The 21,680-nt window shown below is 72.1% G+C and carries 22 protein-coding genes; 5 read left to right on the top strand and 17 right to left on the bottom strand.

The window, feature by feature from the left end; translation table 11 throughout:
- The first annotated feature begins 24 nt into the window (after window positions 1–24).
- Complete coding sequence (locus ACWAUO_RS01595) at window positions 25–981, top strand: lysostaphin resistance A-like protein (RefSeq protein WP_460772489.1); 957 nt, start codon at window positions 25–27, stop codon at window positions 979–981.
- On the opposite strand, the gene ACWAUO_RS01590 is transcribed toward ACWAUO_RS01595, so the two are convergent.
- Complete coding sequence (locus tag ACWAUO_RS01590) at window positions 974–2,476, bottom strand: helix-turn-helix transcriptional regulator (protein WP_460772488.1); 1,503 nt, start codon at window positions 2,474–2,476, stop codon at window positions 974–976. The genes ACWAUO_RS01595 and ACWAUO_RS01590 overlap by 8 nt on opposite strands.
- Before the next feature lie 354 nt (window positions 2,477–2,830).
- Window positions 2,831–3,727, bottom strand: coding sequence for an SDR family oxidoreductase (locus ACWAUO_RS01585; RefSeq protein WP_460772486.1), 897 nt, complete (start codon window positions 3,725–3,727; stop codon window positions 2,831–2,833).
- Between the two features lie 358 nt (window positions 3,728–4,085).
- On the opposite strand from ACWAUO_RS01585, the gene rplM reads away from it, so the two are divergent.
- From rplM to glmM, 3 genes are read left to right on the top strand one after another with little or no spacing between them, the layout of a single operon-like run.
- Complete coding sequence (rplM, locus tag ACWAUO_RS01580) at window positions 4,086–4,532, top strand: 50S ribosomal protein L13 (protein ID WP_460772484.1); 447 nt, start codon at window positions 4,086–4,088, stop codon at window positions 4,530–4,532.
- A gap of 27 nt (window positions 4,533–4,559) precedes the next feature.
- Complete coding sequence (gene rpsI / locus ACWAUO_RS01575; protein ID WP_460772482.1) at window positions 4,560–5,042, top strand: 30S ribosomal protein S9; 483 nt, start codon at window positions 4,560–4,562, stop codon at window positions 5,040–5,042.
- Window positions 5,043–5,045: 3 nt separating this feature from the next.
- Window positions 5,046–6,401: a phosphoglucosamine mutase gene (glmM, locus tag ACWAUO_RS01570; protein WP_460772480.1), complete on the top strand. Its 1,356-nt coding sequence runs from the start codon at window positions 5,046–5,048 to the stop codon at window positions 6,399–6,401.
- Window positions 6,402–7,142: 741 nt separating this feature from the next.
- Here the strand turns inward: glmM and ACWAUO_RS01565 are convergent.
- A complete protein-coding gene (locus ACWAUO_RS01565; protein WP_460772478.1) occupies window positions 7,143–7,928 on the bottom strand; it encodes a TetR/AcrR family transcriptional regulator in 786 nt (261 codons plus the stop codon).
- Between the two features lie 443 nt (window positions 7,929–8,371).
- On the opposite strand from ACWAUO_RS01565, the gene coaA reads away from it, so the two are divergent.
- Window positions 8,372–9,319 carry a type I pantothenate kinase gene (coaA, locus tag ACWAUO_RS01560; protein WP_460772477.1) on the top strand — a complete coding sequence of 316 codons (948 nt, stop codon included), beginning with the start codon at window positions 8,372–8,374 and terminating at the stop codon, window positions 9,317–9,319.
- 486 nt (window positions 9,320–9,805) lie between these two features.
- Here coaA and csrA read toward each other — a convergent pair whose 3' ends face one another.
- The 14 genes from csrA to ACWAUO_RS01490 form a co-directional block, all read right to left on the bottom strand.
- A complete protein-coding gene (gene csrA / locus ACWAUO_RS01555; protein WP_460772475.1) occupies window positions 9,806–10,054 on the bottom strand; it encodes a carbon storage regulator CsrA in 249 nt (82 codons plus the stop codon).
- Window positions 10,055–10,063: 9 nt separating this feature from the next.
- Window positions 10,064–12,136 (bottom strand): flagellar biosynthesis protein FlhA, encoded by a 2,073-nt coding sequence (locus tag ACWAUO_RS01550; RefSeq protein WP_460772474.1) that lies wholly within the window; start codon window positions 12,134–12,136, stop codon window positions 10,064–10,066.
- Window positions 12,133–13,224, bottom strand: coding sequence for an EscU/YscU/HrcU family type III secretion system export apparatus switch protein (locus ACWAUO_RS01545; protein ID WP_460772472.1), 1,092 nt, complete (start codon window positions 13,222–13,224; stop codon window positions 12,133–12,135). The genes ACWAUO_RS01550 and ACWAUO_RS01545 overlap by 4 nt, the downstream gene beginning before the upstream one ends.
- Window positions 13,221–13,982: a flagellar biosynthetic protein FliR gene (locus ACWAUO_RS01540; protein WP_460772470.1), complete on the bottom strand. Its 762-nt coding sequence runs from the start codon at window positions 13,980–13,982 to the stop codon at window positions 13,221–13,223. The genes ACWAUO_RS01545 and ACWAUO_RS01540 overlap by 4 nt, the downstream gene beginning before the upstream one ends.
- 1 nt (window position 13,983) lies before the next feature.
- The gene (gene fliQ, locus ACWAUO_RS01535; RefSeq protein WP_460772469.1) at window positions 13,984–14,259 is read right to left on the bottom strand and encodes a flagellar biosynthesis protein FliQ; all 276 of its coding nucleotides are present in this window, start codon (window positions 14,257–14,259) and stop codon (window positions 13,984–13,986) included.
- Window positions 14,256–15,101, bottom strand: a complete 846-nt coding sequence (fliP, locus tag ACWAUO_RS01530) for a flagellar type III secretion system pore protein FliP (RefSeq protein ID WP_460772467.1) — start codon at window positions 15,099–15,101, stop codon at window positions 14,256–14,258. The genes fliQ and fliP overlap by 4 nt, the downstream gene beginning before the upstream one ends.
- Window positions 15,098–15,553, bottom strand: coding sequence for a FliO/MopB family protein (locus ACWAUO_RS01525; RefSeq protein WP_460772465.1), 456 nt, complete (start codon window positions 15,551–15,553; stop codon window positions 15,098–15,100). The genes fliP and ACWAUO_RS01525 overlap by 4 nt, the downstream gene beginning before the upstream one ends.
- A complete protein-coding gene (gene fliN, locus ACWAUO_RS01520) occupies window positions 15,550–16,209 on the bottom strand; it encodes a flagellar motor switch protein FliN (RefSeq protein WP_460772464.1) in 660 nt (219 codons plus the stop codon). Before fliN ends, ACWAUO_RS01525 begins: the two co-directional genes overlap by 4 nt.
- A complete protein-coding gene (locus tag ACWAUO_RS01515) occupies window positions 16,206–17,138 on the bottom strand; it encodes a flagellar motor switch protein FliM (protein WP_460772462.1) in 933 nt (310 codons plus the stop codon). The genes fliN and ACWAUO_RS01515 overlap by 4 nt, the downstream gene beginning before the upstream one ends.
- 54 nt (window positions 17,139–17,192) lie before the next feature.
- Complete coding sequence (locus ACWAUO_RS01510; RefSeq protein ID WP_460772461.1) at window positions 17,193–18,002, bottom strand: OmpA/MotB family protein; 810 nt, start codon at window positions 18,000–18,002, stop codon at window positions 17,193–17,195.
- Window positions 17,999–18,826: a motility protein A gene (locus tag ACWAUO_RS01505; protein WP_460772459.1), complete on the bottom strand. Its 828-nt coding sequence runs from the start codon at window positions 18,824–18,826 to the stop codon at window positions 17,999–18,001. The genes ACWAUO_RS01510 and ACWAUO_RS01505 overlap by 4 nt, the downstream gene beginning before the upstream one ends.
- A complete protein-coding gene (locus tag ACWAUO_RS01500) occupies window positions 18,826–19,041 on the bottom strand; it encodes a flagellar FlbD family protein (protein WP_460772458.1) in 216 nt (71 codons plus the stop codon). The genes ACWAUO_RS01505 and ACWAUO_RS01500 overlap by 1 nt, the downstream gene beginning before the upstream one ends.
- 1,022 nt (window positions 19,042–20,063) lie before the next feature.
- Complete coding sequence (locus ACWAUO_RS01495) at window positions 20,064–21,224, bottom strand: flagellar hook protein FlgE (protein WP_460772457.1); 1,161 nt, start codon at window positions 21,222–21,224, stop codon at window positions 20,064–20,066.
- 21 nt (window positions 21,225–21,245) lie between these two features.
- A complete protein-coding gene (locus tag ACWAUO_RS01490) occupies window positions 21,246–21,668 on the bottom strand; it encodes a flagellar hook capping FlgD N-terminal domain-containing protein (RefSeq protein WP_460772455.1) in 423 nt (140 codons plus the stop codon).
- Between the last annotated feature and the right edge of the window lie 12 nt (window positions 21,669–21,680).

The raw sequence follows: 21,680 nt of genomic DNA, 5'->3' as shown, positions 1-21,680 counted from the left end.
ATGCGGCGTCGGTACGTTATCCGTATGGACACCGGCACCGGAGCGCCCCGCGCCGCGACCCCCGACTCGATCGAGGACGACGCCGCGGCCCGCCGCGCCGACGCGCTCGCCGGCCGTGTGGCCGTGACCGCGCCCGCCGGCGCGGACACCGACGAGCCGGACGCCGAGGCGCTGACGGACGAGTCGGCCGAGGAGCCCGGGCTCCGCCGCCGCTCGCGCCCGCGGCCGCGCCGCCGCCGCGAATGGCGGCTCGGCGGCACGAGCGTGCAGCACTGGAACTGGGTGCTCGTCGGCTGGGCCGTCGTCGCGCTCGGCGCCGGGGTGCTGGTCGCGACCGCCGCGACCGAGTTCATCGGCGGCGTCGCGGGCGGCTGGATCGGCACCGTCGCGCTGTGGCTCGCGATGCTCCTCCCGGTCGTCTTCGCGTACCGGATGTCGACGCCGCGGGGTCTCCTGCGGTTCCGGCCCGCCGACCTGCTGTTCGGGCTCGTGCTCGGCGTCGCCCTCCGCTTCGTGCAGGGCGCCCTCGAGGCCGCGGCCACCGGCGCCGCGACGTGGCCGAGCTACGGCACCGTCGACGGCGCGCTCCCCGGCGACTGGTGGCTGCAGGAGCTGCTCATCCCGGTGGTCGTCGGCCCCGTGCTCGAGGAGTTCTTCTTCCACGGCTTCCTGCTCGTCGCGCTCTACACGGTCTTCCGCCGCCTCACCGAGGTGCGCATCGTCGCAGGCCTGGGCGCCCTCCTCGTCTCCACCGGACTGTTCGTGCTCCTGCACCAGCTGACCGGTTCGCTCGTCCCCACCTGGGACGGCGCCGTCTCGATCGCCCTCGTCGGCGCGACCGGGGGCCTGCTCGTCCTCCTCACCGGTCGCATCTGGTCGGCGGTGCTCCTGCACATCGCGTTCAACGGCGGCTACGTGCTGCTCGCACTCGCCGGCACGATGCTCGGGGTGGGCGCCGCATCCGGCCCCGTGCTCAGCTGATCGGCGTCAGCAGTCCGAGGTCGTGCGCGATGAGCAGCGCGTCGACGCGGGACGAGACGCCGAGCTTGCGGTAGACCGCGGCGATCTGCGTCTTCACGGTGTTCACCGACACGAACAGGTCGGCGGCGATCTGCTCGCGCGTGCGGTCGGAGGCGAGGAGCCGCAGCACGTCGAGCTCGCGCGCGCTGAAGTGCGGCGCGGCGCCCGCGCGGGGCGGCGCGAAGGCGGTCGGATGCGGTCGCCACCCGTCGACGTTCGCCGCCGCGAACGCGTCGAGCTCCTGCGGGACCATCTGCAGCCCGTTGCACGACGGCTGCCGCCACTGCTCGTGGAGCGCACGCAGGTGCGCGGCCGCATCCGCCGTCGCGCCCCGGCGCAGCAGCGCCCAGGCGAGGATGAGCCGGCGCGACGCGTCGACCCGCGCGAGGGTGCCGGTGTGCGCCTGCTCGCCCACCAGCATCCGCACCGCCGTGTCGAGGTCGTCCTCGCCGACGGCGATGTAGGCGCGGCACACGTTCGCCATGATCTGGTGGTCGTCGATGCCGGCGAGCTCGCGGCGGGCCTGCCCCAGGTCGCCGTTCGAGAGTCGATGGATGCTGCGGAGCATCGGCAGCACGGCGGCCGGGTAGCCGTCGCCGGCGCTGCCCGCGAGCGTGGCGGCGCGCAGCTCGCTCACGCGTCGGATGCCGTCGTCGCCGCGACCCGCCCGCAGGTGCGCGCGCGAGAGCGCCTCGAGCCAGAACGGCCACAGCTCGCCGATGCGCGGTGCCGGGACGGCCTCGAGCCGTGCGATCGCGGTCTCGGGGTCGGGCTCGTCGACGACCGCGGCGGCGATCTCGGCGTGCGCGTCGATGGCGGGTTCCAGCCAGCTCGCGGTGCGGGGGAGCGTCTCGGCCGTGCGCAGGTGCGCGCGGGCGATGCGCGGATCGCCGTACAGCGCGTGCACGATCGCCGACTTCACGTAGGCGTCGCGCGGCACGATCCACAGGTACTCCGGCGGCCGCATCCGCACCGCCTCGGAGAACGCGGTGAGCGCCTCGCCGAACCGTCCGGCGCCCATCATGGTGATGCCGGTCTGCAGCGCCGCGAACGACGCGCCGCCGGGTGAGGCGAGGAAGCGCTGCGCGTGCTGGGCCTGTGTGGGCCGCCACCGGTCGATCAGGCGGGCGGCCGCGGCCGGGCGCCCGCGCCAGCGCGTGCCGATGATGTACGCGGCCTGCGTCGCCAGTTCGGACGGCTCGTACTGCGGCGTGCTGCCCGCGCGGACGCTGCCGGGCAGCTCCCGGATGCGGGTGATGAGCGCGACCACGGAGCTCCGGCGCTGCTCGGCGTCGGGCACGTCGGCGAGGATCGCGTCGAGGCGGTCGGGGCCCAGGCCGTACCAGACCTGGAGCGGATTGCGCTCGATGAGCGACAGCATCCCGGCCTCGTCGCGCCGTGCCCACGCGACGAGGATCTCCTCGGCGGCGGGAAAGGGGTGCGGGCGCTCCGACATGCGTACTCCGTGGAACGGTGCGGGCGGCGTCCCGCGAGAGGCGGGCAGGGGGAGCCGGGTCCGACCGCCCTCATGCTATTGCCCGCGGGCTGGACGGATGCCGCGTCCCCAGGGCGGTGCGGGTGAAAGCGCGGGTGATTGCGCCCGCCCGGCGCCGCCGCATCCGATCCGTGTACCAGGATCGGTCTGCGTCGTCCCGCCGACAGCCCCCAACGCGCGGCGGGACGTTCGCCCCGGCCCCGGGCGACCCGAACGCCCGGGCCGCGAAACTGCAACTGGTCGCCGAGACAGCGGGGTTACTCCGCAGTCTCGGCGACCAGATGCAGTCTCGGCGTCCGTGCGCTCGGGACGAGGTCAGGGGGTGGGCTTGCCGCCGTTCGCGGACAGGGTCTCGCCGACGACGTAGCTCGACTCGGGCGAGGCGAGGAAGACGAAGGCCGGGGCCATCTCCGCCGGCTGGCCCATGCGGCCGAGCGGGGTGTCCTTGCCGAACTCCGCGATCTTCTCCTGCGGCTGCCCCTCGGTCACCTGCAGCACCGTCCACACCGGGCCGGGCGCCACCGCGTTCACGCGGATGCCCTTCGGCGCGAGCTGCTGGGCGACGGCCTTGGTGAACCCGTTGATCGCCCACTTCGTCGACGCGTAGTCGAGCAGCACGGGGGAGGGGCTGTACGCCTGGCTCGAGGTCGTGTTGATGATCGTCGAGCCCGGGGGCAGGATCGACGCCGCCGCCTTCGTGATGAGGAACGTCGCCCGCACGTTCACGTCGAACGTGTCCTGCCACTGGTCGTCGGGGAGGGTCGTGATGTCCTCGTTGAAGATCTGCTTGCCGCCGTTGTTCACGACGATGTCGAGGCCGCCGAGCTCCGCCGCCGCGCGGGCCGGCAGGTCGCGGCAGTAGTCCGGGTCCTTCAGGTCGCCCGGCAGGTGCACGGCCTTCACCCCCGCCGCCTCGATGAGGCCGCCGATGCGCTCCGCATCCGTCGCCTCCTGCGGCAGGTACGCGATCGCGACGTCGGCACCCTCGCGGGCGAACGCGATCGCGGTGGCCGCGCCGATGCCGGAGTCGCCGCCCGTGATGAGCGCCTTCCGGCCCTTGAGGCGGCCGGTGCCGCGGTACGACTCCTCGCCGAGGTCGGGCTTCGGCTCGAGTTCCGCGTCGAGCCCGGGTTCCTGCTGCTTCTGCTGCTTCGGTTCGATCTCGGCGTAGAGCGTGGTCGGATCGGTGAACGTGTACTGGTCGCGGGTCATCTCGCATCCTTCCGGTGGGATGCGTCCATGCTCCGCGCCGCCCGGACATGCGCCCCAGGGGTTGCGCGGCGCCGGGGTCGCGCGGTAGCCGACGGATGCCGCGGGGGCGCCCGGTGCGGATGCGGTGCGGTCGCCGGGTGCGGATGCGGCGGCGCACGGTCGACGGGCGTGCACGCGTGAGCCGGCTCGTGATCAGGGGTTCGGGCGTGCTAGGCTATCCGTTTGGTGCTCGGCCACTGCGGTCGGGTCCACGAACGTGAGCCCTCCACTGGCGTCTTTCCGGCAGCATCCGCCGCAGGAAAGCACCCCGGAGCGGGATTCACGACCACCTCCGTTCGATCAAGAAAGCAGCACTACTGTGACGCGCACTTTCACCCCCAAGGCTGGCGAGATCCAGCGCGAGTGGCTGGTCATCGACGCGACCGACGTCGTCCTCGGACGCCTCGCCTCGCACGCGGCCACCCTGCTCCGCGGCAAGCACAAGGCCACCTTCGCCAACCACGTCGACACCGGTGACTTCGTCATCATCGTCAACGCCGACAAGGTCGCCCTGACCGGCCAGAAGCTTCAGCAGAAGAAGGCGTACCGCCACTCGGGTTACCCGGGCGGCCTCAAGGCTGTGACCTACGCCGAGCTGCTCGAGAAGAACCCCGTCCGCGCGGTGGAGAAGGCCGTCCGCGGCATGCTCCCCAAGAACAGCCTGGGCGCCCAGCAGCTGACGAAGCTCAAGGTCTACGCCGGTGCCGAGCACCCGCACGCCGCCCAGCAGCCCAAGACGTACACCTTCGACCAGGTCGCCCAGTAAGCGCCGCTGAAGAATAAGGACACACTCGTGGCGAAGATCTCCGACTCCATCGAAACGACCAACTACTCCACCGAGACCCCGGCCGAGGAGGCCGCTGCCGCGGCCCCGCGCCCGGTGCTCTCGGTCCCCGGCGCCGCTGTCGGCCGTCGCAAGCAGGCCATCGCCCGCGTGCGCCTGGTCCCCGGCTCCGGCACCATCACCATCAACGGCCGGACGTTCGAGGACTACTTCCCGAACAAGCTGCACCAGCAGCTCATCACCGACCCGTTCACGGTGCTCAACCTCGTCGGCGGCTACGACGTCATCGCCCGCATCTCCGGTGGTGGCCCCTCGGGTCAGGCCGGTGCGCTCCGCCTCGGCATCGCCCGTGCGCTGAACGAGATCGACGCCGAGAACAACCGCCCGACCCTGAAGAAGGCCGGCTTCCTCTCCCGCGACGCCCGCGTCAAGGAGCGCAAGAAGGCCGGTCTCAAGAAGGCGCGTAAGGCTCCTCAGTACTCGAAGCGCTAAACCTTGGCGCTTTTCGGCACCGACGGTGTGCGGGGGCTGGCCAACGGCCCCCTCACCGCCGACGTTGCACTCACCCTGGCCCAGGCGACCGCCGTCGTCCTGGGCCAGGGCCGTACCGCCGACGCGCGCCGCGCGGCCGGCAAACGGCTCACCGCCGTCATCGCCCGCGACCCGCGCATCTCCGGGGAGTTCCTCTCCGCCGCGGTCGCCGCGGGACTCGCGTCCTCCGGGGTGGACGTGCTCGACGCGGGCGTGCTCCCCACGCCCGCCGCGGCATACCTGGTGGCCGACATCGAAGCCGACTTCGGCGTCATGGTGTCCGCATCCCACAACCCCGCGCCGGACAACGGCATCAAGATCTTCGCCCGCGGCGGCGTGAAGCTGCCCGACATCGTCGAGCAGCGCATCGAATACGCCCTCAGCGGGCCCAAGCTGCAGCCCACCGGCGCCGAGGTCGGCCGCATCCGCCGCTTCGCCGACGCGGAGGACCGCTACGTCGTGCACCTGCTGCAGTCGCTGCCGCACCGCCTCGAGGGCCTCCACGTCGTGCTCGACTGCGCGCACGGCGCCGCATCCGGGGTCTCGCCCGAGACGTTCCGCGACGCCGGCGCCCGCGTGACCGTGATCGGCGCCGACCCCGACGGTCTGAACATCAACGACGGCGTCGGCTCGACCCACCTCGAGCACCTCTCCGCGGAGGTCGTGCGTCTCGGTGCCGACCTCGGCATCGCGCACGACGGCGACGCCGACCGCTGCCTCGCCGTGGATGCGGCCGGCCGCACGATCGACGGCGACCAGATCATGGCGATCCTCGCCGTCGCGATGCAGGAGCGCGGCGTGCTCCGCGACGACACGCTCGTCGCCACCGTCATGAGCAACCTGGGCCTGCACCGCGCCATGGCCGAGCACGGCATCCGCGTCGTGCAGACCGGCGTCGGCGACCGGTACGTGCTCGAGGAGATGAACGAGCACGGCTACTCGCTCGGCGGCGAGCAGTCCGGCCACGTGATCATGAGCAAGTACGCCACCACCGGCGACGGGGTGCTCACCGGCCTGCACCTCATGGCCGAGATGGCGCGGCAGGGCAAGACCCTCGCCGAGCTCGCATCGGTCATGACCGTGTACCCGCAGGTGCTCATCAACGTCCGCGACGTCGACCGCACCCGCGTCGGCGACGCCGGGGTGGCCGCAGCCGTCGCCGCAGCGGAGCAGGAGCTCGGCGACAGCGGCCGTGTGCTCCTGCGCGCCAGCGGCACCGAACCCCTCGTGCGCGTGATGGTCGAGGCATCCGACGCCGACGCCGCCCAGCGGATCGCCGAGCAGCTCGCCGACGTCGTGCGGGAGCGGCTCGCGCTGTAGCGGGGGTCGGGGGCTCGCTGCGCGAGCACAACTGCGGAGATCGTGCGCGACACGCCGTGGCCTCGGCATCCGTGGGCGGCGTGTCGGCCGTGGACTCCGCAGTTGTGCACGCGGCGGGCGCGTCTGCGGCGGGGTGATGTGGCGGGTCGCACCGTTGAGTGCGCACCCGTTTCGCGAGTGCGCACCGGATCGGATGCTCGTTCGCGAAACGGATGCTCGCTCGTGCGTCCGCGGTTCCGGTTGCCGCCGGGCGAGCACGACTGCGGAGATCGTGCGTGACACGCCGTGCCCTCGGCATCCGGTGACGGCGTGTCGGCTGTGGACTCCGCAGTTGTGCACGCGGCGGGCGGATGCGGCGGGCGGATGCCGCGGGTCGCACCGTTGAGTGCGCAGCCGTTTCGCGAGTGCGCACCGGATCGGATGCTCGTTCGCGAAACGGATGCTCGCTCGTGCGTCCGCGGTTCCGGTTGCCGCCGGGCGAGCACAACTGCGGAGATCGTGCGTGACACGCCGTGCCCTCGGCATCCGGTGACGGCGTGTCGGCCGCGGACTCCGCAGTTGTGCACGCGGCCGGCGCACGACGCGGCGGGCGGATGCGGCGGGCGGATGCCGTGGGTCGCACCGCCGTGTGCGCCCGTTTCGCGAGTGCGCACCGGATCGGATGCTCGTTCGCGAAACGGATGCTCGCTCGCGTGCACCGGTCGGGCTGCGGAGTCGTGACGGGCGGGCGGATGCGGCGGGTCAGGCGGTGCGCTCGGTGAGCTCCATGATGAGGGCGAGGAACGCGACGGCGGCGAGGTGCCACTCCACCGGCGCGCCGTCGATGCCGGGCTGCACGATGATCGCGTCGGCATCCGCGGATCCCACCAGGCGGCGGCTGACGATGCCCTCCACGACGGAGGCGCCCGCGGTGACCACGTGGCGCAGGGTCAGGCCCTCGCGGGGGCGGCGACCGAGCGCGGCGAACGCCTGGGTGTACACCGCGCACATGTCGTCGATGAACCGGGCCTCGGCCGCATGCAACGCCTCGTGCACGCGCTCGCGCCGGCCCGCGGGCAGGCTCCGCACCGACACCGAGAGCGCCATGTACGTCTGCCACTGCGTGGACACGGTCATGTCGTCGACGTTGATCCGCAGCACCTGTCGCACGACCTCGCGCAGCACCGCATCCTGCCCGGCCGGGTCGGGGCGGCCGTCCGCGTCCACGAGACGGTCGGCATGCTCCTCGAGCACCCGGCGGGCGGCCAGCACCGTCGGCGGCGAGTAGCCCACCGCGGCGGCCGGGTCCGGCGCCTCCAGCGCATGCACCATGAGCTCGGTGACGAGCTCCTCCTTGCCGCCGAACGCCGCGAACGCCGACGAACGGGGCACGCCGACGCTGCGGATGAGCTCCTCCATGTTGAGGTGCTGCAGTCCCACCGCGAGGCCGCCGGTCGCGAGGAGGTCCTGCGCGGCATCGAGGATGCGGCGGCGCAGCTCCTCGCGCGGCAAACGCTTGCGCGCAGGGGTGGCGGGGGCGGGGTTCACGGGTGCCTCATCAACGGTCGGGTGCCGCATCGTTACTGGACTGTAAGTCCAGAGTCTTGTCGGGAGGGCGGGACTGGCTTAGGTTCGATCTACCGGTGACGTTCGGACGCTTCGCGGCCTCCGCCCACGTTGGGGGGTCGCCGGTCACTCATGACGCCCGGCGGGCCGGCGCTGGGGGTCGGCTTCGCCGGGCGTCGGGGTGCATGCAGTCTACGACGCGCACCCCGCCGCCGGAACGCTGTTACAGGGCGAGGTTGAACGGTGATCGCCGCGGTGCGACGCCGTGATCGCCGCGGGGCGACGCCGCGATGCGACGCGCCGATCGCCGCGGCGCGACGCCGCATCCGCCGCGGGGCGACGCCGCGATCGCGGGCCCGGACCCGCCGCATCCGCCGTTCCCGACCCCACCGCCCGCGGCGCGGGCGCACCGCTACGATGGGGCCGTGCATCCCGTCCAGAGCCCGCCGCTCGCGCTGTCCCTGTACCGCGACATCGCCCGGGCGGACTGGGCCCGGCTCGCCGCCGGCATGGCGCAGCCGCTCACCGAGGCGGAGGTCGTGCAGCTGCGCGGCATCGGCGACCGGCTCGACCTCGACGAGGTGCGCGAGGTGTACCTGCCGCTCTCGCGGCTGCTGTCGCTGTACGCGAAGGCGACGAAGCGGCTCGGGGCGGACGAGAGCGCGTTCCTCGGCGACGAGGACACCACCACGCCCTTCGTCGTCGGCGTCGCGGGCTCAGTCGCGGTCGGCAAGTCCACCATCGCGCGACTGCTGCGCGAACTCATGAGCCGCTGGCCCGACACCCCGCGGGTCGAGCTCGTCACGACCGACGGTTTCCTCTACCCGAACGCCGAGCTCGAACGGCGCGGACTCATGGACCGCAAAGGCTTCCCGGAGTCGTACGACCGCCGCGCGCTCGTCGAGTTCCTCACCGCCGTGAAGTCCGGCGAGCCAGAGGTGCGGGCGCCGTTCTACTCCCACATGCGGTACGACATCGTCCCCGACGCGCACACCACCGTGCGCCGCCCCGACGTCGTCATCGTCGAGGGCCTGAACGTGCTGCAGCCGGCCCCGGCGCCGAACGACGTCGCGGTCAGCGAGCTGTTCGACTTCTCCATCTACGTGGATGCGGAACCCGCCCACATCCAGCAGTGGTACACCGAGCGGTTCCTCGCGCTGCGACAGGCGGCGTTCAGCAACCCGAACTCGTTCTTCCAGGTGTTCGCCGACATCTCCGACGAGGAGGCGGTGGAACGCGCCGCGTACTTCTGGAACGAGATCAACCTGCCGAACCTCGTCGAGAACGTGCTGCCCACCAAGCACCGCGCGACCCTCGTGCTGCAGAAGGGCCGATCGCACGCGGTCGAGCGGGTGCTCCTCCGCAAGCTCTGACCCGCCGCATCCGGTCGCGCCTGCACCGCGCCCGCGGTTCGCGTGGTCAAGCCCAGGCGCCACTGGGCCCGGCGCGGGATGCGGGCGCTGCGCGCGTGGTCAGCGCGCGGGTCAGGTGCCCGAACTCCTCAATACCGGTGTCTCGGAGCCCCGCCCCGACGCTGAGCGACGAAAACTGAGGAGTTCGGGCGCGCACGCGGGCGCTGCGGCGCGCGCGGGATGCTGTCGCGCCCGGTGCCCAGCGGTGCGCGCAGTGCGGCGCGTTCACCGCGAGCCACCCCTCTTTCTGCGACCCACCCCTTTTTCTGCTGCAGAAAAGGGGGTGGCTCGCAGATAAGGGGGTGGGTCGGCGAAGGTGGGAATCCGCGAGCGCGCGAAAACAGTGTGGTTCCGCGAGCGCGCGAAAACAGTGTGGTTCCGCGAGCGCGCGAAAGCAGCGCGGTTCCGCGAGCGCGCAAAAGCAGCGGGAACCCGAACCCGCGTGCGTCAGCCGGCGGGACGCTGGCGGCGACCGACGGCGGAGGCGATCGAGTCCTCGCTCACGGCGGCGGCGTCCGCGGCCGCGGCGGCGTTCTCCTCGCTCACGGCGGCGAGGATCTCGGCGCGCTGGATGGACGTCTCCCGCGGCGCCTTCACACCGATGCGGACGCTCTCGCCCTTGATGTCGAGGACGGTCACCTCGATGTCGCCGCCGATGACGACGCTCTCACCGATCCGTCTCGTCAACACCAGCACGAGACCAGCCTAGTGCGCGAGGCCGCCGTCGGCACCGGCCGGAAGTCCCGCGGTGTCGCGCACGACGGCGATCGTCTCGATCGTGAGCGACCCGGCCGTCGCCTCCGTGTACGACAGCACCGGCAGTCCGTCGGTCTGCGCCGAGACCAGCCGCCGCACCGGGGCGCGGAGCGCCGGCGCGCACACGAGCACCGGCTCGCCGCCGTCGGCCGCGGATGCTGCGGCCACCGCATCCTTCACCGAGGTGATCACGGCCTCCATCCGCTGCGGCTCCAGCACGATCTGCGTGCCGTCGGGTCCGGGACGCAGGCTCTCCAGCATCGACTGCTCCAGCAGCGGGTTCAGCATGATCACGCGGAGCACGCCCGCCTCGGCGAACCGGGCCGCGACCGCGGGGCCGAGCGCCTCGCGGGCCGCGTCGACGAGCCCCTCCGGATCGGTCGACACCTTCGCGCGGAGGGCGAGAGCCTCGTAGATGCGGCCGAGGTCGTTGATCGGCAGCCGCTCGGCGAGGAGGCCCTGCAGCACGCGCTGGATCTCGGCCAGGGAGAGGAGCCCCGGGGTGAGCTCCTCCACCGCCGCGGGGGACACCTGCTTCAGCGAGTCGGTCATCTGCCGCACGTCCTCGCGGCTGAGCAGGCGCGCCGCACCCGACTGGATGACGCTCGACAGGTGCGTGATGATGACGCTCGCCCGGTCGATGACGGTCGCGCCGACGAGCTCGGCGCTGTGCCGCAGCTCCATCGGGATCCACCTGCCCTCCAGCCCGAACACCGGGTCGTTGACCGCGGTGCCGGGTAGCGACTCGAGGCCCGGCCCCAGCGCGAGAAGCGATCCGGGCGGGGCGGTACCGCGGCCGGCCTCGACCCCCGCGAGCCGGATGACGTAGGTGGACTGCCCGAGCTCGATGCTGTCGCGGGTGCGCACCGGCGGCACGATGAGCCCGAGATCGAGCGCGATGCGGCGGCGGAGCGCCTTGACCCGCGCCAGCAGGTCGTCGGGCCCACCGGTGACGAGATCGACGATGTTCGGGGCGAGCAGGATCTCCAGCGCGTGCACCCGCATCTGCTCGATGAGCTCCTCCGGACCCTCGGATGCCGCGGGCACGGCGGCCGCCGCATCCTGCTGGTCCTGCGCCTTGCGCTTCGCCGAGGCCCGCACCCGCTGCGCCGCGAACAGCAGCAGCGCGCCGACGGCGAGGAACGGCAGCATCGGCATGCCGGGGATGAGGCTCAGCGCGATCGCGGCGCAGCCCGCGATCGTGAGGGCGTTTCGCGACTGGGTGAGCTGGGAGGCCGCCTCGCTGCCCATCTCGGACTCCGCGTTCGAGCGGGTGACGATCATGCCCGTGGAGACCGCCATGAGCAGCGCCGGGATCTGGGTGACCAGTCCGTCACCGATCGTGAGGAGGCTGTACGTGCTCACGGCCTGGTCGATCGACATGCCGTGCTGCATCATGCCGATCGCGATGCCGCCGACGAGGTTGATGACGATGATCACGATGCCGGCGATCGCGTCGCCCTTGACGAACTTCGACGCGCCGTCCATGGCGCCGTAGAAGTCGGCCTCGGCGGCCACCTCCGCGCGGCGCTCCCGTGCCTGCGCGTCGGTGATGAGCCCCGCGTTCAGGTCGGCGTCGATCGCCATCTGCTTGCCCGGCATGGCGTCGAGGGTGAAGCGCGCGCCGACCTCGGCGACGCGCTCCGCGCCCTTCGTGACCACCACGAACTGGATGACCACGAGGATGAGGAAGACCACGGCGCCGATGATGAGCGAGCCGCCGACCGCGATCTCGCCGAACGCCTCGATGACCTGCCCGGCGTACGCCTCGCCGAGCACCAGGCGGGTGGATGCCACGTTCAGGCCCAGCCGGAACAGGGTCGCCACCAGCAGGAGCGAGGGGAAGACGGAGAAGTCGAGCGGCTTCTTCACGAACATCGTCGTGAGCAGAATGAGCAGCGCGAACATGATGTTCACGATGATGAGCACGTCCATGAGGAAGGGCGGCACGGGCACGACCAGCAGCAGCAGGATGCCCACCACCCCCATCGGCACGGCGGACTTGTTCAGGACCGATCTCATGTCGCACTCCTCGGGGGAAGGGTGTGGACGCCCCGCGCGGCGCCGCGACGGCGCAGGGCCGCCACGAACACCAGCACGTGGGCCACGGCGGTGTAGAGCTCTTCGGGGATCTCGTCGCCGAGCCGGCACGCGGCGTGCACGGCCCGGGCGAGGGGGATGTCGCGCACCATCGGCACGCCGTGCGTCGTCGCCTCCTTGCGGATGCGGTCGGCGACGACGCCCGCGCCCGTGGCGACCACGCGCGGGGCGGACTTGCCCGGCTCGTAGCGGAGCGCGACCGCCACGTGCGTCGGGTTCACCAGCACCACGTCGGCGCCGGAGACCGCCGCGATCATGCGGTTGCGGCTCATCGCGAGCTGGCGGGAGCGCCGCTGCTGCCGGATGAGCGGGTCGCCCTCGGAGTGCTTGTGCTCGTCGCGCGCCTCGCGCTTGGTCATGCGGGTGTGCTTGCGGTTGCGGCGCATCACGACGAACACGTCGACGAGCGCGAGGCCGACGCCGACCGCGATCGCCGCCCACAGCACGGTCATGATGCCACCGGCCGCGGTGGCGAGCAGGCGCGAGATCGAGAACGCGCCGCTCGCGGCGAGGACGGGCACGAGGCCGCTCACGATGACCCACAGTGCGATGCCGATGGCCGCCGTCTTCAGCAGCGCCTTCGCGCCCTCCCAGAGCGACCGCATCCCGAAGATCCGCTTGACCCCGGCGACGACATTGAACTGCTCGACCCGGGCGGTGAGCGGGCGCAGGTGCACGCCGCCCTGCATGGCGGCGCCCGCGATCGCGACGATCGCCACCGCGACCAGCATGAGCGCGAGGGTGGGCAGGATGCTGGAGAGCCCCTCGCCGAGCATCGCGACGGCGCGGACGGGGGTCGGGTCGGTGACCGCACCGCCGACGGCGAGGAACTGCCCGGTGGCGGCGGACGTGCCGGCGGCGAGCGTGGCCTGCAGCGTCACCACGGCGGCCGCGATGGCGAGCCACGCGGTGAGGTCCTGGCTGCGGGAGAGCTTGCCCTTCCGGCGAGCCTCGCGCAGGCGCCGGTCGCTCGCCTTCTCACTGCGCTCGCCACTGTCGGTGTCGCTCATCGCCCCACCCCCCGGATGAGGTCGAGGCTGTCGGACACCAGGGCGTCGACGATGCCGGGGAGGGCGAGGTACGTCATCCCGACGAGGGTGAGCGTGAGGAGGATCTTCAGCGGGAAGCCGAGGGCGAACGCGTTCAGCGCCGGCGCGACGCGGCTGACGAGCCCGAGTCCCACATCGGCGAGGAAGAGGACGAGGATGAGCGGGCCGGCGATCTGCAGGGCGGCGACGAACATCTGCGACACCGCGTGCACGAGCAGCTGCGCGGGTTCGGACACCGCGATCGTGCCGGTGAGGGGCACCGCCTCGAAGCTGCGGGCGAGGCCCGCGATGATGAGCTGGTAGCCGCCCGAGGCGAACAGCAGCGCGAGCGCGGTGAGCTGGAACAGGCGCGTGAACTGGGCGCCGTTGACCATCGAGTACACGTCGAACGCCTGCGCGAGCTGGAACCCGCCGAACGTGTCGATGAGGTTGCCCGCGGACTGCACGGCCGAGAAGCAGACCATCACCAGGAACCCGAGCAGCGCCCCGATGAGCAGCTGCATCACGAGCGCGCCGAGGAACGGCCCGGTGTCCAGGCTCTCGTGATCGCCCGCGAAGGCCGCCCCCATCGGGATCGACAGGCCCACCGCGAGCATCGCCTTGATGCGGGCGGGGAAGCCGCCGTAGGAGAACGGCGGCGCGATGAACAGGAACGCGGTCACGCGCACGGCGATGAGCAGCGTCCCCTCCAGCACGGCCATGTCGATCGGGATGAACACGTCATCCCCCGCCGAGCAGCATCGGGATGCGAGCGAACATCTCGTTCGTGAAGGTGACGATCTCGGAGATCATCCAGTTGCCGGTGACCAGCAGGGCGATGCCGACCGCGGCGAACTTCGGCACGAACGAGAGCGTGACCTCCTGCACCTGCGTGATCGACTGGAGGAGCGAGATCGCCAGGCCCACCACGAGGGCGGTGATGAGCAGCGGCGCCGCGAGCTTGGCCGCGAGGATGAGCCCCTGCGTGCCGATGTCGAGGACGGCCTCCGGGTTCATCCGACACCCCCGTAGCTCTCCAGGAGCGACCGGATGATGAGCCCCCAGCCGTCCACGAGGATGAACAGCAGGATCTTGAACGGCAGCGAGATGATGACCGGCGGGAGCATCATCATGCCCATCGACATGAGCGCGGCGGAGACGACGATGTCGATCACCAGGAACGGCACGAAGATGACGAAGCCGATGATGAACGCCGCCCGCAGCTCCGAGATCATGAACGCGGGGATGAGCGTGTACAGCGGCACGTCCGACGGGTCGGTCGGGTTCGGTTGCGAGGCGACCCGGCTCATCAGGGCGAGGTCCTCCTCGCGGGTGTAGCCCAGCATCCACTGCTGCAACGGCACCTGGCCGAGCTCGAACGCCTGCTCGAACGTGATGTCGCCGGCGAGGTAGGGCTGGAGCGCGACCGTGTTGATGTCCATCAGCACCGGCCACATGATGAACAGCGACAGGAACAGCGCGAGGCCCGCGAGCACCTGGTTCGGCGGGATGCTGGGCAGCGACAGCGCGTTCCGGGTCATCGCCAGCACCACGAAGATCTTCGTGAACGACGAGACCATGAGCAGCAGCGCCGGCGCGACCGACAGCACCGTGATGCCGAGCAGCGTGAGGATCGACGCCGACGGGGTGCCGTCGACGCCGTTGATGTCGATCGTGACGCCGGAGGGCTGCACATCGGGGGAGGTCGGAGCCTCCGGTGCGTCGGGCGGCACGACCGAGGCCCACGACGGCCCGGCGCCCAGGAGCACGAGCACGGCCGCCACGAGCAGCACCGCCACCAGGGCGACGGCCGGGCGGTGCAGCGCCCGGCCGCGACGAGCGCGCCGGACGAGGGTCATCGGGCGCGCCGGATCGCTTCCGAGGCGTCGCGCCAGGTCTGCGGCGAGAGGATCGAGCCGCGCAGCGGGTCGTGGCGCCGCCGCTCGCGCAGCCGCGGCACGTGCGTCTCGTCGAACCCCTGCGAGGTGGACGCGAGGATCTGCTCGAACGACGCGGGCGCCTCGGTGCGCGCGGGCTCGGATGCGGCCGTAGGCGTCGCACCGTCGCCGCGGTCGAGCACGGTGATGCCGTGCTCGGTCACGCCCAGCACGTACCGCACGCCGTCTGCCTCGACGATGACGATCTGCGCCTTCGCGCCCACGCCCTGCCGTCCGAGGACGGTGATCGGCGCCTTCGCACGCGTGCGCGGTGCGCGACGGGACAACCGGCGCTGGAGGTACCACATGACCCCGAGCACCGCGGCGAGGGAGACGCCGACGCGCAGCGCCAGCAGCAGATCGTCCAGGGTCACACCTCGGCGTTCTCGAGGATCCGCGTGATGCGGACGGCGTAGTCCTGGTCGACGACGACGATCTCGCCGTGCGCGATGATGCGTCCGTTCAGGCGGACGTCGGCGGGGGCGCCGGCGGACCGGTCGAGCTCGATGATGCGGCCGGGCTCGAGTTCGAGCACGTCGCGGACCGCCATGCGCGTGCGGCCGACCTCGACCGTGAGCTCCATCTCGACGCCCGCGATCCGGTGGAGGCGCCCGGTGGGCGCCGCGGTGGTCAGCGGCTGATGGGTGATGCGCACCGCGATGCGGCCGATGACGCGGTCGGCGTCGTCGACGAGGTCGAACACCTGCGCGGCCGGGTTCGCGAACGTCGCCGACGCGTCACCGAGCACGGCCTCGCCGAGCGCCCCGTGGCCGAGCGCGGCGGTGGCCGCCTCGAGGGATTCGCGCAGGCGCGTGGTGAGGGGCGTGTCGGCCAGGCCGTCGACGAGCGCCTGCTCGTCGAGCAGCTGCACCGCGAGCTCCGCGCTCGCCTCACCGACGAAGGTCGCCAGCACCGCGGCGCCGGCGGCGCCCGATCCCTGCGAGGCACGGGCGTGCACGACCCCGGCGGTGGGGAGCCGGGCGGCGAAGGCTGCGGCGACGGCGGTCTCGTAGGCGGTGGTGCTGGTCACGCGGACTCCTGGTCGGATGCGGGGGCGGATGCGGTGGCGGTGACGACGCAGGCGAGGCGCGCGCCGCTGGTGCCGACGGCGGCGGTCGCGACGACCTGGTCGCCGACGACGAGGTCGAGGGGGCGGTCGGCGGCGTGGGGGAGCGGCAGCACGTCGCCGACGGCGAGGTTCAGCACCTCGTTCGGGCGCATCGACCGCGCGGTGAGCCGCAGCGCGAGCCCGACCGGGGTGGACTCGACCTGGCGGCGCATGAGCCCGGGCGAGACGGGGGCGGCGGTCTCTCCCTGTGCGCTGAACCCGGCGAGCACGACCGGTGCGGGCAGGACGAGGCTGGCCGGCACCGCGTCGTCGCCGAGACGGAGCGTGAGCCGCGACACGATCACGAGGTCGCCCGCAGCGGCGGCCTGCGCGAACGGGACGCTGTAGTGGATGCCGGCGACGGTCGCACCTGCGGGGAGCAGCCCGCCGAGCGAGATCGTGAGCGTCTCGATCGCCTCGGTGGCGAGGGCCCGGGTGAGTGCCTGCTCGATGTGGGTGAGCACACGGTCGGGCGACTGCGGGGCGTTCCTGCCCCCGAGCATCTGCACGATCCAGCCGACCGCGGTCGCGACCGGGAACTGCAGGATCGCGCGGGCGTCCTCGCCCGGGAGGGCGAAGGTGACGACCATCGTGGTGGGCGGCAGCGAGTCGGCGTACTCGTCGTACGTGAGCATCGCGAGCTCGTCGACCGTCAGCTGCACGCGGCTGCGGGTGCGGGCGGAGAGCTGGCTCGCCCACTGCCGGGCGAACGTCTCGAGCGACAGGTCGAGCACGCGGGCGTGCTCACGGGAGAGGGTCGCCGGACGACCGAAGTCGTACACCTCGGGTTCGGTCCGCTGGGGCTGCGCCTGCGCGGGCACGCCCGAGCGCGCGCTGTCCTCGATCACCACGTCCTCTACTGTCGGGAGGCGATCGGCGCGCGTTAGGGGAGACCGGGAACGGTCTCAGGATGCGGGCTGGGTCTGGGCGACCCGGGAGACGAGGTGACGCACCTCCTCGCTCGCATCGGAGAGGACGACGATGTCCACGCGGCGGTCGGCCGCGAGTTCCTGATCGGTGGTGCCCGAGGACACCGGGCGCGCGTCGCCGAAGCCGACGGCGCGGATCTTCGTGGCCGGGATCTGCTTGGACTCGACCAGGAAACGCAGCACCTGGGTCGACCGCCCGGAGCTCAGCTCCCAGTTCGTCGGGAACGGCGAGGACGGGGTGCGGTAGTCCGCGTGCCCCTCGACCGAGATCTCCTTCGTGGTCTGCGACAGCACGTTGCCGACCGCATCCAGGACGTCGACGGCCTTGCCGGTGAGCTGGGTGCTGTTCGTCGCGAACAGGGTCTCGGCGCTCACGAGGCCGACGGTGAGCCCGACCTCGTCGATCCGGAACGTCGCGGCGCTCTCCAGCCCGCGCACGGCGAGCTCGCTGCGCAGCTGCTCGCGGAGGGCCGACAGCTCGTCGAACTCGAGCTGGGCGAGCTCCTCGGTCTCGTCGGCGAACCCGGTGCCGTCCTCCTCGACGAGCTCCTCCGGCACGACCACGCCCTCGGCGAGGTCGCGCCGCTCGGTCTCGGTCTGGCCGAACCCGGTGGCGAGGGAGTTGGCGAGCTCCTGGAACTTCTCCTTGTCGACCGTCGACATGGCGAACAGCACGATGAACAGGCACATGAGCACCGTGATCATGTCGAGGTACGACGCCATCCAGCGCTCGTCGGGTCCTTCGTGCTCAGGTTCCGCCTCCCGGCGACGCCTGCGCACGCTCATGGGAGGAGCGCCTCTTCGAGCGACGGCTCGTCCTCGCCGGCCTCGTCGGCCTTCGGCTTCGCCTTGCGACGGCCGCCGGCCGGGGTGGAGACGAGGGCCTGCAGCCGGTCGGAGACGTGGTGCGGCGAGGCGCCGGACTGCACCGCCAGCATCCCCTCCATGACGAGGTTCATCCGCTCGAGCTCGAGCTCGCCCAGGCGCTGCAGCCGGTTGCCGATCGGCAGCCAGATGAAGTTCGCCGAGAGGAGGCCCCACAGGGTCGCGACGAACGCGGCCGCGATCATGGGGCCGAGTTCGGAGGGCTCGTCGAGCTTCTCCAGCACGTGGGTGAGCGAGACGACGGTGCCGATGATGCCGACGGTCGGCGCGTACCCGCCGAGCGTGCTGTAGAACTTGGAGGTCGCCCGGTTGCGGGCGGCGGCGGAGCCGATCTCGTCCTCCATCACGACGCGGAGCTCCTCCGGGTCCATGCCGTCCGCGATGTTCTGCAGGGCCTTGCGCACGAACGGGTCGTCCTCGGAGTCGAGGCCGGACTCGAGCGCGAGCAGGCCCTCGCTGCGGGCGCGTTCGGCGTAGCCGACGACCGAGTCGATCATGCTCGCCGGGGTGCGCTTGTCGCCGCGGAACGCGCGGGGGAGGGCGGCGACGGCGTTCTTCGCGTCGCGGATCGTGCCGGAGGCGATGCCGACGGCGATCGTGCCGAAGAACACGAGCAGCATCGGCGCCGGCAGCAGCAGCGCGGTGACCGACGCGCCCTCGAGCGAGATCATGCCGAGCAGTGCGCCGAAGGCGAGCACCATGCCGAGGATCAGCGCGATGTCCATCAGAGCTCGTCCTCCTTCGTCAGCCGCGCGGCGGCCGCGAGCACCTTGGCGCGGTAGCCGGTGATGCGGTCGATGACCTCGTCGATGGTCTCGCTCACCACGAAGGTGGCGCCGTCGACGAGCACGACGGTGGTGTCGGGCGCGGCATGGATGCGCTCGATGACATCCGGGTTCACCGCGAACCTGGAACGGTTCAGACGCGTGAGGACGATCATGGGCTCCATCCTGGAAAGGTCGTCCCACCCCGTCGCCGGGGCGGACTGCGGCGGCCCCTCCTGGGCCGTCGGTACGGACTGTCGGCAGCCCGGTGCGGTCCGTTAGCGCCGGGGGTGGGGTGTCGCGCGTGCCGGCGTGCGGGGCGCGGGGTGCGCGGGTGCGGGGTGCGGGGTGCGCGGGTGGGTGTGCGGGGGTTGGCGTGCGGGCGCGGTGGGTCGGCCACGGCGTGCGGCCGGTCGGGCGTGCACAACTGCGGAGACGGTGAGCGACACGCCGGTGCGGGATGCGGCGGGCACGGCGTGTCGGCCGTGGACTCCGCAGTTGTGCTCGCGGTGGCGGCCGCACGCCGCGGCCGCGGGCTCGCAGCATCCGCGTGCCTCCGGGGCCGGTCGCGGGGACGCGAGTGCGCACCCGTTCCGTGAGTGCGCACCCGATCGGATGCTCGTTCGCGAAACGGATGCGCACTCGCGGCCGGGGCGTCCGAGCGGCGGGTCTGCGCACTCGAGGGTGCTGTGCCCGAGGGGCCGGCGGCGCAGCCCGGGGCCGGGGCCGGCGGGGCGTGCACAACTGCGGAGACGGTGGGCGACACGCCGGTGGCGGATGTGGTGGGCACGGCGTGTCGGCCGTGAACTCCGCAGTTGTGCTCGCGGTGGCGGCCGCACGGCGCGGCAGCGGGCTCGCAGCATCCGCGTGCCCGGGAGCCGGGTCGGGACGCGAGTGCGCACCCGTTCCGTGAGTGCGCACCCGATCGGGTGCTCGTTCGCGAAACGGGTGCGCACTCGCGGCCGGGGTGCCGGAGCGGCCGGTCTGCGCACTCGAGGGTGTCGTGCGCAAGTGTGGGTGGGGCGCGGCGTGCGGCCGGTCGGGCGTGCACAACTGCGGAGTCGGTGGGCGACACGCCGGTGGCGGATGCGGTGGGCACGGCGTGTCGGCCGTGAACTCCGCAGTTGTGCTCGCGGTGGCCGGTGCTCGCGGTGGCCGGTGCCCGCGGTGGCCGGTGCTCGCGGCGCCGCGGCGAGGGTCAGCGCTTGAGGTTCGTCAGCTCCTGCAGCACCTCGTCGCTCGTGGTGATGATGCGGGCGTTCGCCTGGAAGCCGCGCTGGGCGACGATGAGGTTGGTGAACTCCTGCGAGAGGTCGACGTTCGACATCTCCAGCGCGCCGCTGACGAGCGAGCCGAAGCCGTCGGAGCCGGCGACGCCGATGGTGGCCTGGCCCGAGTTGACGCTCGTGCGGTACTGCGAGGAGCCCGCCTTCTCGAGCCCGCCCGGGTTGACGAAGTTCGCCATCGCGATACGGGCGAGCACCGCGGTCTCGCCGTTCGTGAACGTGCCGATGAGGCTGCCGTCCTCGGCGAGGGCGTACGAGCTCAGCGTGCCCGCGGCGCGGCCGTCCTGCTCGGCGATCGCGATCGTGTTGACGTCGGCGAACCCGGTGACCGCCGAGAGGTCGACCGTGACGCCGCCCGAGACGATCGCGGCCGGACCGGTCAGGCGGCCGTCGGTGAACGCAAGCGAGGTGACGGCGCCGCCCGGCTCCGAGACGTCCCACCCGCTCGCCGTGCGCGTGAAGGTGAGCTCGAGGGAACGGGTGCCGCCCTCGGCGTCGTAGACCTCGATGTCGCGCATGAGCGACTCGCCGACGGCGGTGCCGGAGGGGAGGTTCCCCGCCGCGCGGGCACCGGCGGTCGGGGTGGCGGCCGCGATCGCACCGACCGGCAGGGTGATCGCGCCGAGCGCCTGGCCCGCCGTGATCACACCGTTCTGCGCGGTCCACCCCTGCACCAGGGCGCCGTCAGCGGTGACGAGCCGGCCCGTGGTGTCGAAGGAGAACCCGCCGTTGCGGGTGTACAGCGTCTCGCCGCCCGAGCGCACGACGAAGAACCCGTCGCCGGAGATCATGAGGTCGGTGGGCACACCGGTGGACTGCGCGGCGCCCTGCGCGAAGTTCGTGGTGATGCCGGCGACCTGCACGCCGAGGCCCACCTGCGCCGGGTTCGAGCCGCCCGCATCCTGCTGCGGCAGCATCGAGTTGCGCACGAGCTGCGACAGCGAGTCCTGGAACTGCACGGCGGAGGCCTTGAACCCGGTGGTGTTCACGTTGGCGATGTTGTTGCCGGTCACGTCGAGCATCGTCTGGTGCGAACGCAGGCCCGAGATGCCGGAGTAGAGGGATCGGAGCATGGGTGATGCCTTTCTCTGAGGTCAGGAGATTGCGGCGAGGCCGGTGACGGCGTCGAGACGGATGGCGGTGCCGCCGATGTTGATGGTGGGCACGCCGGTCGAGAACGAGACGGAGGCGACGAGCCCGGACTTCGTGCTGCCGTCCTCGTCGATGTACTGCGCCTGCTTGCCGATGAGGGATGCGGCGGTCTGCCGCATGCTCAGCGCGAACGCCTCGGAGGTCGTCGAGGTGAGCGAGGTGAGCTGCTCCATCGACGCGAGCTGCGTCGTCTGCGCGATCATCTCGTTCGTGTTCAGCGGCGAGCTCGGGTCCTGGTTCGACAGCTGGGTGACCAGGAGCTTCAGGAACACCTCGGCGTCGAGCGTCGTCTTGCGCGCGGTCGCCTCGGTGGTGCTGCCGGTCTGCAGCCCCGACGTGGCGGAGATGGGGTCGACGGTGGTCATGGGTTCCTCTCG

It is taken from the genome of Microbacterium sp. GXF7504 (assembly GCF_054798235.1).
This window is presented reverse-complemented; position numbering and strand designations above follow the sequence as displayed.

Coding starts and splice junctions, on each gene's coding strand:
- ACWAUO_RS01595 (WP_460772489.1), top strand. CDS start 25: ATGGACACCGGCACCGGAGCGCCCCGCGCCGCGACCCCCGACTCGATC.
- ACWAUO_RS01590 (WP_460772488.1), bottom strand. CDS start 2,476: ATGTCGGAGCGCCCGCACCCCTTTCCCGCCGCCGAGGAGATCCTCGTC.
- ACWAUO_RS01585 (WP_460772486.1), bottom strand. CDS start 3,727: ATGACCCGCGACCAGTACACGTTCACCGATCCGACCACGCTCTACGCC.
- ACWAUO_RS01550 (WP_460772474.1), bottom strand. CDS start 12,136: ATGAGATCGGTCCTGAACAAGTCCGCCGTGCCGATGGGGGTGGTGGGC.
- ACWAUO_RS01545 (WP_460772472.1), bottom strand. CDS start 13,224: ATGAGCGACACCGACAGTGGCGAGCGCAGTGAGAAGGCGAGCGACCGG.
- fliQ (WP_460772469.1), bottom strand. CDS start 14,259: ATGAACCCGGAGGCCGTCCTCGACATCGGCACGCAGGGGCTCATCCTC.
- fliP (WP_460772467.1), bottom strand. CDS start 15,101: ATGACCCTCGTCCGGCGCGCTCGTCGCGGCCGGGCGCTGCACCGCCCG.
- ACWAUO_RS01510 (WP_460772461.1), bottom strand. CDS start 18,002: ATGAGCGTGCGCAGGCGTCGCCGGGAGGCGGAACCTGAGCACGAAGGA.
- ACWAUO_RS01505 (WP_460772459.1), bottom strand. CDS start 18,826: ATGGACATCGCGCTGATCCTCGGCATGGTGCTCGCCTTCGGCGCACTG.
- ACWAUO_RS01500 (WP_460772458.1), bottom strand. CDS start 19,041: ATGATCGTCCTCACGCGTCTGAACCGTTCCAGGTTCGCGGTGAACCCG.
- ACWAUO_RS01495 (WP_460772457.1), bottom strand. CDS start 21,224: ATGCTCCGATCCCTCTACTCCGGCATCTCGGGCCTGCGTTCGCACCAG.
- ACWAUO_RS01490 (WP_460772455.1), bottom strand. CDS start 21,668: ATGACCACCGTCGACCCCATCTCCGCCACGTCGGGGCTGCAGACCGGC.